The following is a 14668-nucleotide window of genomic DNA, read 5'->3' on the forward strand; positions in this document are numbered from 1 at the left end:
GGGCCGGTCGTGCCGCGGCGCCGGGGCGTGTGACGTACGGCCGCCGCGGTGCCGTCCGTCTCGCACGGGGGACGAGGCGGACGGCACCGCGGCGGCGGGGTCCGGCGGGAACGGGCCCGCCGGACGTGTCAGCCGTGGGCGAGGAGCCCCCGGCGCAGGCGGGTGAGGATGCGGGTCAGCAGCCGGGAGACATGCATCTGGGAGATGCCCAGCTCGCCCGCGATCTGAGACTGGGTCATCTCCTGGCCGAACCGCATGTGCAGGATCCGGCGGTCCCGCTCGTCGAGTTCGTGCAGCAGGCCGCCCAGTGCGTGGATGTTTTCCACCAGCTCCAGGGCGGGGTCCGTCTCGCCGAGGACGTCGGTGAGGCTGCGGCCCTCGCCGTCCGAGTCGGGACCGTCGTCCGGGGCGTCGAGGGGACCGGCGGTGTAGCCGTTGCTCGCGACGAGCCCCTCGATGACCTCCTCCTCGCTGATGCTCAGCTCGGCGGCGAGTTCGGCGACGGTGGGGTCCCGGTCCAGCGCGTTGACGAGGCGCTCCTTGGCCTGGGCCAGCTCCACGCGCAGTTCCTGAAGACGCCGCGGGACGTGCACGGCCCACGTCGCGTCGCGGAAGAACCGCTTGATCTCGCCCATGATGTAGGGCACGGCGAACGTGGGGAACTCCGTGCCCCGCGAGAGGTCGAACCGGTCGATGGCCTTGATCAGGCCGATGGTGCCGACCTGGACGATGTCCTCCATCTGCCCGGTGTCCCCGGCGCGGTTGCGGAAGCGTCCCGCCACGAAGCGCACCAGCGCGAGGTTCATCTCGATCAAGGTGTTGCGCGCGTACTGGTACTCGCTGGTGCCTTCGTCGAGCTCGGTCAGCCGCTCGAAGAACAGCTTCGACAGCGCCCTGGCATCCTGCGGCGCCACCTTGGCGGCTTCCTCGACCCACGGCAGTCCGGCGTCGATGGCCAGGGACTCGCCCTCGGCTCCCGCGGTCACCTGTTCCTCGGTATCCACCGCCGGCGACGTCGTCATGCTTCCACCCTCCCGAATGTTCATCCTGAGCTCAGGTCTCAGCGTCGTCTGCCCGTGCTCCACGATTCTATGCATCCCTTCGCGAATTCTGATGCACGAATTCGAGTACAGGTATCGGAGAGCGCCTGTCGGCGGCAAGCACGGGTGGTACATGAGATATCTCGTGCGATCGGGGTACAGGTGTGACACCCGTCGGTTGATGACTTAAGAGAGGTGCTGTTGTGCTGCTGCCGTCTCCCGAGACACTGCGCAATCTCGTCGCCCGGTACGAGGAGCTCCAGGTCCTCCACTCCGAGCAGGGCTCCTATGAGACGGCCCGGCGCCTGGAGGACATCACCTACACGCTGTGCGTCTCGACCGGCACGCGGACGCCGGAGGACGCCCTCGTCGTGGCCGAACGCCACCTGGCCCGTGCCGAGATCGCGGCGGCCACGCCGTCCGATGTGGCGCTCACGGCCTGAGTGGTGAGGAGCGGCCGCTCAAGGTGCTACAGTTGATCTTGAGCGCGCCGCGGAGAAACCTCAGGCGGCACGCCTCGCGTCGGTGGTCCAAGGAAAGACGCCCCGCTTCCTGCGGGGAGATGCAGGTGCAAGGCCTGCCCGGCGCTCCGCATCAGCACGGCCCCCGCCTCTCGGGCGGGGGCCGGCGTCGTTTCCGTGCGGGTTCCGGTCAGTTGCCGCGGTCCGCGGGGCCACCGTGCTCGACGGTCAGTGGCGCGAAGGCGACCCGGGTGACCGACCCGTCGTCGGCCCACCGGAAGGTGATCGCCTCGCCGTCGGAGTCCGCCGAGATCACCGACACGGCATCGGCCAACGGCACACCTTCGGCCTGCGCGGACCCGGCCACTCCGGACAGCGACGCGACGGCCGCCACGAGCACCGTCGCGTCCGCCTCCGCGACGGGAGCCGTGCTGAGCCGGGGAATCACCGCCCAGCGCGTGAACGCCGTGCCCTGCGGTGCGCGCGCCTCGTCCCGCTCCGCCCAGCCGTGGACACCGTGCAGCTCCGAGACCAACTCCGGTGCCTGATCCGGGCCCGTCGCCCAGCCCGTCTGGCGTATCCGCGCCCCGTACGGCACCCCCGCCGCCCGGTGCACCCGCAGCTCGTACCGGCCACGCACCACCGTCACGCTGCGGACTTCCAGCCCCGGCACCATCGGCGGCCCTGCCGCGAACACCGGGCGGTGCCAGGAGGCGGCCCAGCCCCAGCCATCGCCGCTGCCGGCGCCCAGCGGCTGGATCCGGCAGCGCAGCGACGCCCGCCCGCCGGCCTCGACCGACAGATGGTTGTCGGGCACGTTCGCGGGAGCGGTGGGGCCGGTGCTCGTCGAGTAGGCGAAGCGCCCGTAGAGCACGTCGTGCACGGCGGCGGTGTCACCCTCGTGCGGACGGACGTGATCGCTGCCGTGATTGTGCAGCCGCGCGATGCCGTCGCCGCCGGTGGTCTGGATGAGCAGGCCCGGCGCGGGAAGCGCGAGCACCCGGTCCGCGCCCTCGGCGGGCGCCGCCTCCTCCGTGGCCGTCCACAGCGGATCGCCGGCCGGGGCGAGGAGCGCCACGAACGCCTTGGACGCCCAATAGGGCGAGCCGGGCCCGGAGTACGTCTGGAGGGAGGCGTCGTGCGGCCCGTGCCAGCCCAGGCTGAGCAGCCCGTCGTCGGCCCCGACCCCGCCCCGGGTGACGAAGTAGCGCAACGCACCGCTCAGCAGCCGGCGGGAGACGCCCGGGGCGAGGGGAGTGTGCCCGGTCAGCGCGCCCAGGCCCACCGCGGCCCCGGCGGCGAAGCGGTACGTCAGTGAGCGGCCGAAGTGGACCGGGGCCCCGTCGCCGCCGAAGAGGAGCGAATAGCTTGCCAGATGCTCTCCGAGCCGGGGCCCGTAGAGGTCCAGCATGGCCTTGTCGTCCGCGAGGTGGGCGTGCAGCACCGGATAGAGGTGCAGTGCCCAGCCGTTGTAGTGGTCAAAGGCCCGGCCGTCGCCGTCCGCGTACCAGCCGTCGCCGCGGTACCACGTCTCCAGCAGGCGCAGGCCGCGCTCGATGGCCCGCCGGGTCTCGGCGTCACCGCGGCCGACCGACTCCAGGAACCCGGCCACGGTGACGGCGAAGAGGTACCAGTTGTTGGGCGCCGGGGTGTGCCGCAGGGCGCCGCGCAGCCATTGCTCGGCACGGTCCTGCACGGCGCCGTCGAGCCTGTCCCACAGCCACGGCCGGGTCAGCCGCAGGCCGAGCGCGACGGACGCCGACTCCACCATCGGCTGGCCCTGTACGTGATGGTCGAGGATCAGCGGCCAGGACTCGGCGTCGGCACGGCCCGGCGTACGGGTGCCGGCGGCGAGCCCGTCCGCGTACCGGCCGAGGAAGCCGTGCGGGTCGGTGCCGCCCGCGCCCGCGACGCGGAACGCCGCGGCCAGGAAGGTACGGGCGTATCCCTCCAGGCCGTCGGAGCGTACCCCGGACCGGGACGGCCGGCCCGGCAGGTCCAGCAGCGCGCCGCCGGGCGTGGCCCAGCGCCAGGCGGCGTCGACCAGCCCGTCGGCGGCGGCCTCCCAATGGGCGCGGGTGTATCCGGTGTGCGGGCTGAGAGCGCGGTCCTCGGGCGGCAGGTGCGGAAAGTGGCCGGTACGTGCGGATGCGGGGGTGCCGGGGACATCGTTCATGCCAGGAACGCCAGCCTTTCGCGGTGTACGGGATGGGCGAAGCCGTCGCCCGCGGCCCAGCGCGCCACCTCACTCACCGTCAGTTCGGCGAGGCGGCGCCATTCGTTGCCCTGGGAGCCGGCCAGATGCGGGGTCAGCAGGGCGTTCTCGCAGTCCCACAGCGGGTGGTCACTGGGCAGCAGCTCGGGCTCGGTGACATCCAGGACCGCGTGGACGTGGCCCGAGGCCACCGCGTCGGTCAGCGCGTCCTGGTCGACGACGGCTCCCCGCGAGGTGTTGATCAGTGTCGCGCCGGGGCGCAGCCGGCCGATCAGCTCGCGGCTGACCAGGCCCCGGGTGGCGGGCAGCAGCGGCGTGTGCACGCTGACGACGTCACTCGCCGCGAACAGCTGCTCAAGACCCACGGTCGGCACGCCCAGCTCCGCTGCCTCGGCCTCGGTGACGTACGGGTCGTAGAGCAGGACCTGGAGGTCGTACGGGCGCAGCAGTTCGATCACCCGCCGCCCGATCAGCGAGGCGGAGCAAATACCCACCGTCCTGCGGTAGTTGCCGATCGAGCGGTCGGTGTGCAGCCAGTTGTCGCGGCTGCGGGTGGCACGGTAGTCGCGGGCGCGCTCCAGGACGCGTTTGTTCGCCAGCAGGGTCATCGCCACGGTGTACTCGGCCACCGGCAGGGCGTTGGCCGCCGCTGCCGAGGAGACCTCGATGCCGCGTTCCCAGCAGGCCTCGGTGAGGTGGTTGCGGACGCTGCCCGCCGAGTGCGCGATGGCCCGCAGCCGGGGCGCGGCGGCCAGCACCGCGTCGTCGACGGGCGGACAGCCCCACCCGGTGACCAGTACCTCCGTCGTGGCGAGGACCGCGCGGGCCCGTTCGGTCGTCAGGTCGTCCAGTACGGGGAAGGGCGCCGGCTCGCACACGGCGGTGAGGGCCGCCGTCTCGTCCGGGCCGAAGACGGCCGTGGCGGCGTCCTGGCTCATGGCGAGCGCGGCACGCGGCCGGCGACGGACGTCGGGCATGGAACTCCTTCGACTTGTCGTACGCGGGCTTACTTCACCGCTCCGGCGGTGAGCCCCGAGCGCCAGAATCGCTGCAGCATCATGAAGGCGAGGATCAGCGGCAGCACCGCGAGCAGCGAGCCCATGACGACGACGGGGTAGTACTCGGGGGAGACGGTCGCCGAGCTGTTCCACGTGTACAGCCCCAGGCTCACCGGATACAGGTCCTGGTCGGACAGCATCACCATCGGCAGGAAGAAGTTGTTCCAGATCGCGGTGAGCTGGAAGAGGAAGACGGTCACCAGACCGGGCCCGAGCATGCGCAGGGCGACCTTGAAGTACGTGGCCAGTTCGCCGGCGCCGTCGATGCGGGCCGCCTCCAGCACCTCGTCGGGCACATACCCCTGGCTGAAGATGCGGCCGAGGTAGACGCCGAAGGGGTTGAAGAGGACGGGGATGAAGACCGCCCAGAAGGTGTTCACCAGCCCCACGCCGGACGCCATCAGGTACAGCGGCAGGGCGAGGACGGTCTGCGGCACCATGACGGCGGCCAGCACCAGGCCGAACAGCTTCTCCTTGTGCCGGAAGCGGTACTTGTCGAAGGCGTAGCCGCAGGCCATGCTGATCAGCGCGCCGAGCGCCGCGCCGACCACCGCGTACAGCAGGCTGTTGCCGTACCAGCGGCTGTAGAGCCCGCCGTCCATGGAGAACACATCGCCCAGGTTGGCGAAGAGCGAGAAGTCGCCGAGGGACAGCAGGTCGCTGCTGAAGAGCGCCTCACGGTTCTTCGCGGCGGCCAGCACCAGCCACAGCACGGGCAGCAGGGTGTACAGCACGCACACGCCGACCACGACGTTCACGGCGGTCCGGCCGAGCATGCGGGGACGCAGGGCGGTGGAGGTGGTGGTCATCGGGCAGCCTCCTCCGTGCCGCCGGACCGGTTGGTCCAGCGGGTCACGCCGTAGGACAGGGCGATGGTGCAGATGAGCAGGATCACGGAGGCGGCCGCCGCCAGGCTGTAGTTGTTGCGGTTGAAGGCGGCGTCGTAGATGTACATGCTCGGGGTGAACCGCGAGTTGATCATCGGCGTCTGCTGGCCCAGCAGCATCGGCTCGGTGAACAACTGCAGGCCCCAGATCAGCGTGAACATCGCGACCATGACGACGGAGGACCGTACGAGCGGGGTCTTGACCTGCAACGCGGTGCGCACCGGCCCCGCGCCGTCGACCACCGACGCCTCGATCACCTCGCGCGGCACCGCCTGGAGCGCGGCGTAGAAAATGATGGTGTTGTAGCCGAGGTTGCTCCACACCGCGATGTTCACGATGGAGGGCAGGACGGTGTGGACACCGAGGAAGTCGACGGTGATGTCCCCGCGGGCCAGCAGCTCGATCACCGGGCTGATGCCGGGGGTGTAGAGGTACAGCCAGATGATCGCGGCGATGATGCCGGGCACCGCGTGCGGCAGGAACAGCGCCAGCTGCGCCCAGGACCGCAGCCGCACCACCCCCGAGTCCAGCAGCAGTGCGAGACCCAGGGCGCACACCACCATCAGCGGGATGTAGACCAGGCAGTACGCGGCGACGGTGCCGAGGCCGCCGAGGAAGGTCGGGTCGGTGAGGACGGCGGCGTAGCTGCGCAGCCCGACGAACACCGTCCGCTCCGGGCCGAACCCGAGCCCCGGCTGGTCGGCGCCGAAGAAGCTCAGCCATACGGCGGTGCCGACGGGGATGAGGAAGACCGTCACGAGCAGGACGAAGAACGGCGTCATCAGCACGCCGCACGCGCCGAGCCGCCGCCTCCGTGCGCCGCGCCGCTGGGCGGCGGCGGACGGGGCGGCGGCCCGGTCGGGTGGTGCGACGGCATCCGTGGTGGTTGTGGTCGTGGTCATGGTGTCACCTGCCTCTCTGACGGTCGTCAGCTGCTGCGTGCGGTGGTGGCCAGGCCGAGGGCCCTGAGGTCGGGCATGGTGCCGCGCTGGGCTTCGCGAACGGCGTCGATGATCGTGCCCTGGCCGCCGGCGGCACGGGCGAACCCGTCCTGCATGACTTTCTGTGTCGCCGTCATCCGCGGCCCCCACGTCCACCGGTCGTCTATCAGCCGGGCCTGGTCCCGGAAGAGCGCGTAGATGTCCTGGCCGGAGTAGTAGCGGCGGTCGAAGGCCTTGCGGCCCACCTCGATCAGCCCGGGGGCCGCGGGGAACTGACTGCTGGTCCCGCTGGAGAGCCGGGCGCGCAGCGCGTCGGGATGGGTGACCTGCCAGCTGATGAACTCCAGCGCGGCCTCGGGGTTCCGGCAGTCCTTGGTGATGGCGAAGGTGGAACCACCGTGGGTGGCGCTCACGGGGCGCTTGGTGTCCCACTGGGGGAGGGGCGCCACGGCCCACTTGCCCGCCTGCTGCGGGTGGGCGTTCATCTGCGCGCCGGCGTCCCAGGCGCCGCTGAGCCGGGCGAGCAGCCGGCCCTGGCCGACCTGGGCGGTGCCGCGCGTGCCGTCGGTGGGATTCATGAAGATCAGGTCCTGGTCGTACAACCGCTGCCAGTAGTCGGCCACCCGCCGGCTGGGTGCGTCGGCCATGGAGACGTTCCAGGCGCCGCGCGAGGTGTCGAACCAGCGGCTGCCCGCCTGCCAGGACCAGGCGGCGAACTGCGTCATGCCGTCGGTGGGAAACAGCGCCAGCCTGCGGTCCGGTGCGCGCTTCCGCACCACCCGCGCCGCCTCCTCGAAGTCGTCCCACGTGGCGGGGGCGTCCAGGCCGTACTCCCGGAAGAGGTCCGTCCGGTAGTGCAGCACCATCGGCTCGACGTCCAGCGGGACGCTGAAGACCCGGCGGTCGAAGGTGGTCAGCTGGAGGGCCTGCGGCAGCAGCTTGCCGCGCAGGTCGTCGTCGACGAGGTCGGTGATGTCGCGGGTGACGCCGTCGATCGCGAAACCCGGGACCTGGGGGTACTCGATGGTGGCGACGTCCGGCGCGTTCCCGGCCCGGGCGGCGTTGCTGAGCTTGGCGTATCCGCCCTGCGCGCCGGACGGGACCTGCTGGAAGTCCACCTGGATGTGATCGTGTGTGCGGTTGAACGCGTCCACCACTTCCTGGCTGCCGCGCAGCGCGGACCAGAAGGTGACGCGAGTGGTGCTCTTGCCAGTGGTGCGCGGCTGTCTGCCGCCGCTGCCGGTGCAGGCGCTCACACCGGACACGGACAGGGCGGCGAGCACAGCGAGTACGGATCGACGGCTCTGTTGACCCGGCATGCGTGCCTCCCGCGGCTCGTTTCGGGACACGGGAATAGTGATCGGCACGACAGAACTCGGTCAATAGAGCGATCAGAAGAAAATAAAGCGGTCAAACGCTCATTGAGGGAGGGTCAGCGACCGCGAAGCCTGATGACCATTCACTCACCCGCACCGGCCGGCAGTGTGGTCGAGCCGCGGACCTGCAGATCCGGCAGCAGCTCGATGCGCCGTACGGGTGCCGGGCGTCCTCCGGAGGACGGCTTCAGCCGGTGCAGCAACAACTCGGCCGCCGCCCGCCCGACCTCCGTCTTGGGCGGCGACACCGCGGTCAGCGGCGTACTGCCCAGCGCCGCGACCACATCGTCGTACGCCACCACCGAGAAGTCCTCCGGCACCCGTATCCCGGCCTCCTGGAACCGCTGGACCAGCATCAACGCGTCCACGTCCCCGTGCAGCAGAGCCGCCGTCGCGCCACGGTCACGCACCAGCTCCAGGACATCGGGCGGCTCCTGACCGCCCTGCGCCCGGCCGCCGTCCTCCGCCCCGGCCCGCTCGCGCTCCGCCGCTTCCGGCACCGCGGTCGGCGAACTCAGCGTCACCGCCCAGTCCTCGATCTCCGTCCGCTCCGCCGCGATCGCGGTGAACGCCGCACGCACCGCCCGGGCCGTCGGGCTGTCGTCCCGCGCGGCCAGAATGATCCGCCGGTGGCCCAGCGCCACGAGATGCTCGACGGCGAGATGCACGCCGTACCAGTGGTCGGAGCAGACCGAGTCCAACGCGTGCAGCGCGCTGCCGGGCCGCGGGCGGCGCTCCATCAGCACGGTCGGTACGTCCAGCGCCCCGAGCCAGCCGTAGTCGGCCTCCTCCGCACCCCGCCCGCGCCACCGCGGCGCGATCAGCAGCCCCCGCACACCACTCGCCAACGCCCGCTCCACCATGGGGCGTTCACCGCCGGACACGGCAGGCGCGATGTGCAGCGCGATGCGCATGCCGGCTTCCTCCAGCACGGTACGCGCACCGTGCAGGGTCTCGAAGAGGTACGAGTGCCGCTCGGGCACCACCAGGCCGATCGCCGGAGCCGAGTCCTCACCCGGCCGCCCGCCCGCCGCCACCGCCGCGGCGGCACCCCTACCCGCTTCCTCGACCGGCACGATGGAACGTGCCACTCCGTGACCGCGCCGCAGCTTCCCGGCACGCTCGAGGTCCTCGACGTCCCGGCGGACGGTGACCACCGAGACCTCCAGCTCGGCCGCGAGGTCGGCGACGCGAGCCGACCCGCGCGACCTCAAGACGGCCAGTATGCGCTGCCGCCGCAGTTCCACCGGTTCCCGCATGCCCCGCCCCCTGTGTGTGCGTTTGAGCGTTCGGCGGCAGCATAACGATCAGCACCGCTCGGCACGAGGGAACCGGCTGCCCCGTCCTATCGAGTGCGCCGCTTGAGCATCGCCTTGATGGCGTACACGTCGCTGTAGTTGGACGGCCCGCTCCGCGTGTCGTTGTAGAGCGCGTTGGCGGAGAAGTAGCTCATGTTGACCGCCAGTGGATCCTGGACGAGCTCGACGCGGTACGTCCTCCCTTCGCGCAGCCGCGCCGCGGCGTAGGTGGAGCCGCGTACGGCGGTCCAGCTCCCGGTGTTGGGCAGGGCGATGACATGCTCGGCGACCGCGCGGTCCGTGGCGTCGTCGATGACCCGCAGCATCTTCATACCGCCGGCCACCCCGGTGTTGATCGCGCCGCCCACCGCCGCGTTCGCCTGCAGCAGGTACTCACCACTGGCCTCGGGCCGGATGCGGGCCGTGATCCGGTCGCCCGGTGCGGTGCCCCAGTCCGCGTAGTACACACCGTGCTCACCGTGGGCCCGGCGCCCGCCGACGACATCGAAGTCCGCGCCGGTGACCTTGATGACCCGCTCGTCGTCCGGCCCTCGGTAACACCGCGGTTCCGCGTGCTGCGACGTGTTGCCGCTGGAGGTGTAGCGCAGCCGGACGCTGTAGCAGTGCGAGACGTCAGCCGCATCCGTGGCGCTGCGATCGGTCCAGTTCTGCGTTCCGCCGGTGACGGGCCGGTCCTCGGCGATCACCTTGCCGTCCCGCAGCACGTCCATGGTCACGCGGGAAGCGTCTTCCGTACCGATGTCCACGGACAGCCGCATCCGGCCGTCTCCGTCGGCCTCGACGCCGTGCACGGCCGGCGTCCTCGGCCCGTACAGCGCCTCCTTCGAGGCGGTGTTCACCGGCTCGGGAGCAGGCGTCGCGGAACCCGCCCGCGGCGGACCCAGCTCGATCACGACCTTCGAGGTGCTCGCGCCGAGCATCTTCTCGGTGATCGGAGCGCCGGAGGGCAGCCGCTTCCCGTTCACCTGCAGCGACCTGACCCGGTAGGCACCCTCCGCAGCGGTGCCCTTCGGCAGGTCGAGCGCGATGTCCAGCCGGTGCCCGCGGTAGTTCACGTTCCGCAGCGCGGCCCGGCCACTGCCGCGGAAGTACTGGTTGCGCACCTGTGCCGGCAGGAAAGGGCGCACATGCAGCCCGTCCGGCCGCGCGTCCATGCCGAAGAGACTCTGCTGCACCATCGACAGCATTCCCGAGATGCTCCACAGCTGCCGGTCGGAATTGATCTCCGTCTTGGTGCCGCCGTCCAGGAGGTTGATGTTCTCCTTGTTCGTGCCGAAGAGCGCGGCTCCGCGCACCAGCGACCGCGCCTGGACCGCGGCCACCCCGTCGTTCCCCGTCTTCGCGGCCGCGCGCATCAGGTACGCGGTGACGAAGGGCCAGATGCCGTTGTTGTGGTACGCCGGTACGCCCTGCTGCTGCGGCCACAGCACGGACGGCCCGTACGGCGTCTGCGGGTAGTTGGCGACGGCCTCCCGGGCCTGCCGCGGGGTGGCGACACCGGTGAGCACGGCCAGCGAGGTCCCCAGCGCGTCGTACCGGTCGGCCGGCGCGGTGTCGAGCTCGGTGGTGAGCATCTGGGAGAACTGTCCCCGCTCCGGCAGCCAGAACTCGCTCCGGATCGCCGAGGCGAGCCGGCCGGCCCAACCGCGGTACTTCGCTGCGGCCGCGGCATCGCCCGCACCGGCCGCGAGGCGCGCCGCGGCATCGATGGCCACCCAGTGGGCGACGTTGGTCGACAGCGAACGAGAGGTGGCGATGGTGGCCACATCGTCCTTCGTCCAGTCCGGATAGCTCTGCTCGCGCCAGTCGAGGAAGGAGTGCTCGCCCTTGTAGAGCCCTTCCGACGGGTCGTGGACGACCTTGCGGTCGTGCTCGACGGTGTTGCGGATGGCGTCGTACGCCTTCGCCGCGAAGGCGGTGCGTTCGCCGTCCGCGTCCGGGAGCCAGTCCAGGATCTCGCTCGCGCCCAGCGCCCACACCACCCGGTCGGTGGAGCTCGGATAGCTGCCGCCGGTACCGGTGTCCTGGATGATCTGCGTGTCCCCGGAACCGTCCCGGCGGTCGCTGAGCTTGAACGCGAGCGTGTTGCGCATCCGCTCCGGATCGGCGGCCGTCAGCCCCAGATCCGCCGAGTAGGAGACATCGCGCGTCCACACGTACGTCCACGACTTGCCGGTGATGTAGCAGCCGCCCGGGCAGGCGACCGGCTTGCCGTTGTTGTACGAACCGTCGGTGAGCCGGTCGGTCGCGTTCTGCGCCGCCTCGTCGTGCGCCATCGCGTACAGCCCGTCCAGCAACACCGAACCGGACCGCAGTGCCGGCCGGTCCGCCCGCTCACGGAACGTCCGCTCGGTCCGCCCCTCTTCCGTCTCCTTCGTCGCCACCGAGCCGACCAGCTGGTACGTCCGCAGGCAGTCGTCCCCCGAACCGGCGACATCGACGATCGTGAGCGCCGCCGTCCCGGTCCCGCCCGCGAACCGCCCGCTGTCCCCGATCTCCCCGCACCCCTCGGCACCGCCACCGCCGGCCATCGAGCCGGCCCGGCCCTCCGGCACCGCCGCGCCGGCCGGGGACACGAGGACACCGGAGGACGCCAGCACGGCCAGGGCGATCAGCCCACCGCCGATCGGTCCCGTTCTCGTACGCCTTCGCCCACGCACCATGTATTCACCTTTTGAATAGAGGGGAGAGGTTGGTGGATCATTCCCCTACGAGAATTTCGGCGAAGTTAGCCCTCCTTCGCAGGCCCGTCAAGGGTTCTCGTGGCCATCATGGGACCTCCGGCTTCAACTCCCGAACCCTTGGGGAGGAAATCCGCCAGCCCCTCCACGCACTGTTTGGCGATGTCCACGGAGCGCGGCAGCATCACGCTCTCGTAGGCACGGACCCCGTCGTCGAGCGTGGCTTCCCGGACGATGGCCTTGGCCAGGTCGGCGCCGTCGAGGATGGCGAGGTTGGCGCCCACGCCGAGCGGGGGCATGAGGTGCGCGGCGTCGCCGAGCAGCGTGACGCCGGGAACGTGGTGCCAGGTGTGCGGCACGGGCAGGGCGAAGAGCGGGCGGTCCACGAACCCCTCGTCGTTGTCCCGCAGGAGCGCGAGCAGGCTGTCGTGCCAGCCGTCGAACCGCTCCAGGAGGTGCGCCCGTACGGCTGCCGTGTCTTCCAGCCCCACTCCCGCGGACGTGTACCAGTCCCGCGGGGCGCGGAAAGCGGCGACCACATCGAGACGGCCACTGCTCGTGCGCTGAGTGATCAGCCCCTTCTCGTCGGCCCGCGCCATCATGGTGCCGTGGCCGACCAGGCGCGCCACGTCCGGATGGCGGGCGCCCACGTCACTCAGCCCTGTCCCGACGAAGGTGATCCCGGTGTACGCGGGCACGGCGTCGGACAGGGCCGGGCGCACCCGCGACCACGCGCCGTCGGCACCGATGACCAGGTCGAAGTCCAGTTCGGTGGCATCGCTCAGACGCAGGCGGCCGGTGCCGTCGCCGAGCGGCACGACGCCATCGACGGGGCACCCCCACCGGACGGTGCCGGGGGCGAGGGAATCCAGCAGCAGACGGCGCAACAGGCCACGGTCGATCTCCGGCCGGTCGGCCTCGCCGTCGTCGGGCAGTTGGTGTGCGGTGAGGGCCGCCGTACGGGGATCGAGCACCCGCCATTCCTGCCCCTCGGCGCGGGCGAGCGCATGGAATTTGTCGAGCAACCCGGCGTCACGCAGCGCGAGTTGGCCGGTGTCGTCATGTATGTCGAGGGTGCCGCCCTGCGCGCGGGCGTCGGGTGCGGGCTCGCGCTCGAAGACGGTGACGCGCTGACCGTTCATCTGGAGGATGCGGGCGCAGAGCAGGCCGCCGGGGCCGGCGCCGACGATCGCGATGTGCGGACGGGGGGTGGTGTCTCTCATGTGCCACTCCAGCGGTGTGTGGGGTGCAGGCGTAGGCGGGGCGTGGGCCTCGCCCCACCAAAAAAGCACACTGACTAAGAAAGTGCAATCACTAAACTTTTATAGTGAATCAACCCTGAGGTACGGTGTGCCGGTGAACGAACCGATCGGACGCCGTGAGCGCAAAAAGGCCCAGACCCGCCAGTCACTGGCCGACGCGGCGCTCCGCCTCTTCCTCGACCGCGGCTACGACCAGGTCGGCGTCAAGGACGTCGCCGATGCCGCCGACGTGTCGGTGACGACGCTGTTCAAGCACTTCCCCTGCAAGGAAGCGCTGGTCTTCGACCGGGACGACGACTTCCGCGAAGCGCTCGTCGGCGCCGTACGCGACCGCGCGCCCGGCCGCTCCATCCCGCAGGCGCTGTGCGAGTACGTCCGCACCACGCCCGGGCCGTACTCCGTGACGGCGAAGACCGCCGACGAAGCGCAGCTCGCCACCTTCCTGCGACTGGTGGAGGAGACGCCGGCCCTCGCCGAGTACGCCCACCACCTGTGGACGCGCCACGAAACGGACCTCGCGCGGGCCATCGCCCAAGAGGCCGGCGCCCCCGAGGACGACGTCGCCTGCACCGCGCTGGCGCGATTCGCCCTGGAGGTGCCCTCTCTCGCCTGGCGCCACGCCGACCCGCAGCGCGCCGCCGAAGAGGCCTTCGCCCTGCTGGAACGGGGCTGGGCGCAGCTCCCGGTGGGCAACCGCTGATCGCCGCGACGGCGTCCTCCCCGCCATGACCACGATTCCGCCGCCCCGCCTGACGATGGCCGAGGAACTGCTGCTCCTGGCCCTCGACCCCACCCGCTCCCGGCCCCGGGGCCAGTCCGCCTACCTCCGCTACGGCCTGGCAGCGGCGGCGCTCGCGGAGCTGGAGGGATACGGCAGTGTGGCCGAGGAGCGGGGACGGTTCGTGGTCCTGCGTCCCTTGCCGGTCGGTCAGCCGCTGCTGGATCAGGTGCTGGGCGACCTCGCCGCCGGCCCGGCGGGCGGAGCCAACGGGAAGGGGAAGGGCGAGCGTCTGCAGGCCTGGCTCCGTCGGTACGGAAAGCAGGCGGAACACCTCGCCGCCGCTGCCCTCGCCGACCGCGGCGCGATCCGGGTGGCGGAACAACGCGCGCTCGGTCTGTTCCCCAGCCGGCGCTATCACGTGGTCGACCGACCGCTGCACGAGCAGGTACTCGCCTCCTTCCACGACGCCCTGGAGCAGGGTGTCCCCGACCGCCGTTCCCGCGCCCTCGTCGGACTGCTGCTGGCTACGGAGCTGGCCACGCGCCTGGGCGTCCCCTGGCGCGTACGCCGCGAACTGAAACCCCTCGTCCGCGAACAGTGGTTCGCCGAGGCGGTCCGCAAGCAGATCTCCTCGGACAAGGCCGCGGCCGGCAGCGGGGGTTGAGGATGCGGCCGGGGGGTCGAGGGGTGGGACGGGCGTCGCGGCC

General features: G+C 71.3%; 12 protein-coding genes. 3 read left to right on the forward strand and 9 right to left on the reverse strand.

Annotated elements, in window-relative coordinates; genetic code table 11:
• Positions 1–128: 128 nt before the first annotated feature.
• Positions 129–1022: an RNA polymerase sigma factor SigF gene (locus tag ACZ6WH_RS03665; RefSeq protein WP_432849801.1), complete on the reverse strand. Its 894-nt coding sequence runs from the start codon at positions 1020–1022 to the stop codon at positions 129–131.
• Between the two features lie 221 nt (positions 1023–1243).
• On the opposite strand from ACZ6WH_RS03665, the gene ACZ6WH_RS03670 reads away from it, so the two are divergent.
• Complete coding sequence (locus ACZ6WH_RS03670; protein WP_361551215.1) at positions 1244–1483, forward strand: DUF5133 domain-containing protein; 240 nt, start codon at positions 1244–1246, stop codon at positions 1481–1483.
• A 208-nt stretch (positions 1484–1691) separates the two neighbouring features.
• On the opposite strand, the gene ACZ6WH_RS03675 is transcribed toward ACZ6WH_RS03670, so the two are convergent.
• The 8 genes from ACZ6WH_RS03675 to ACZ6WH_RS03710 form a co-directional block, all read right to left on the reverse strand.
• Positions 1692–3677: a DUF2264 domain-containing protein gene (locus ACZ6WH_RS03675; RefSeq protein WP_469725688.1), complete on the reverse strand. Its 1986-nt coding sequence runs from the start codon at positions 3675–3677 to the stop codon at positions 1692–1694.
• Positions 3674–4693 (reverse strand): hydroxyacid dehydrogenase, encoded by a 1020-nt coding sequence (locus ACZ6WH_RS03680; protein WP_469725690.1) that lies wholly within the window; start codon positions 4691–4693, stop codon positions 3674–3676. The genes ACZ6WH_RS03675 and ACZ6WH_RS03680 overlap by 4 nt, the downstream gene beginning before the upstream one ends.
• Before the next feature lie 29 nt (positions 4694–4722).
• Positions 4723–5583, reverse strand: coding sequence for a carbohydrate ABC transporter permease (locus ACZ6WH_RS03685; protein ID WP_432849797.1), 861 nt, complete (start codon positions 5581–5583; stop codon positions 4723–4725).
• Positions 5580–6563, reverse strand: a complete 984-nt coding sequence (locus ACZ6WH_RS03690; RefSeq protein WP_469725692.1) for a carbohydrate ABC transporter permease — start codon at positions 6561–6563, stop codon at positions 5580–5582. The genes ACZ6WH_RS03685 and ACZ6WH_RS03690 overlap by 4 nt, the downstream gene beginning before the upstream one ends.
• Before the next feature lie 26 nt (positions 6564–6589).
• Positions 6590–7921, reverse strand: a complete 1332-nt coding sequence (locus ACZ6WH_RS03695; protein ID WP_469725694.1) for an ABC transporter substrate-binding protein — start codon at positions 7919–7921, stop codon at positions 6590–6592.
• Between the two features lie 140 nt (positions 7922–8061).
• A complete protein-coding gene (locus ACZ6WH_RS03700) occupies positions 8062–9237 on the reverse strand; it encodes a substrate-binding domain-containing protein (protein WP_469725696.1) in 1176 nt (391 codons plus the stop codon).
• Positions 9238–9323: 86 nt separating this feature from the next.
• Positions 9324–11960 (reverse strand): alpha-L-rhamnosidase-related protein, encoded by a 2637-nt coding sequence (locus ACZ6WH_RS03705; RefSeq protein WP_469725698.1) that lies wholly within the window; start codon positions 11958–11960, stop codon positions 9324–9326.
• 65 nt (positions 11961–12025) lie between these two features.
• A complete protein-coding gene (locus tag ACZ6WH_RS03710) occupies positions 12026–13201 on the reverse strand; it encodes an FAD-dependent oxidoreductase (protein ID WP_469725700.1) in 1176 nt (391 codons plus the stop codon).
• Positions 13202–13334: 133 nt separating this feature from the next.
• Here ACZ6WH_RS03710 and ACZ6WH_RS03715 point away from each other — a divergent pair, with 133 nt between their 5' ends.
• Positions 13335–13940, forward strand: a complete 606-nt coding sequence (locus tag ACZ6WH_RS03715; RefSeq protein WP_469725702.1) for a TetR/AcrR family transcriptional regulator — start codon at positions 13335–13337, stop codon at positions 13938–13940.
• Positions 13941–13965: 25 nt separating this feature from the next.
• On the forward strand, positions 13966–14625 hold the full coding sequence (locus tag ACZ6WH_RS03720; RefSeq protein WP_469725704.1) for a GOLPH3/VPS74 family protein: 660 nt from the start codon (positions 13966–13968) through the stop codon (positions 14623–14625).
• Positions 14626–14668 lie beyond the last annotated feature (43 nt).

It is taken from the genome of Streptomyces sp. NPDC050806 (genome assembly GCF_055586425.1).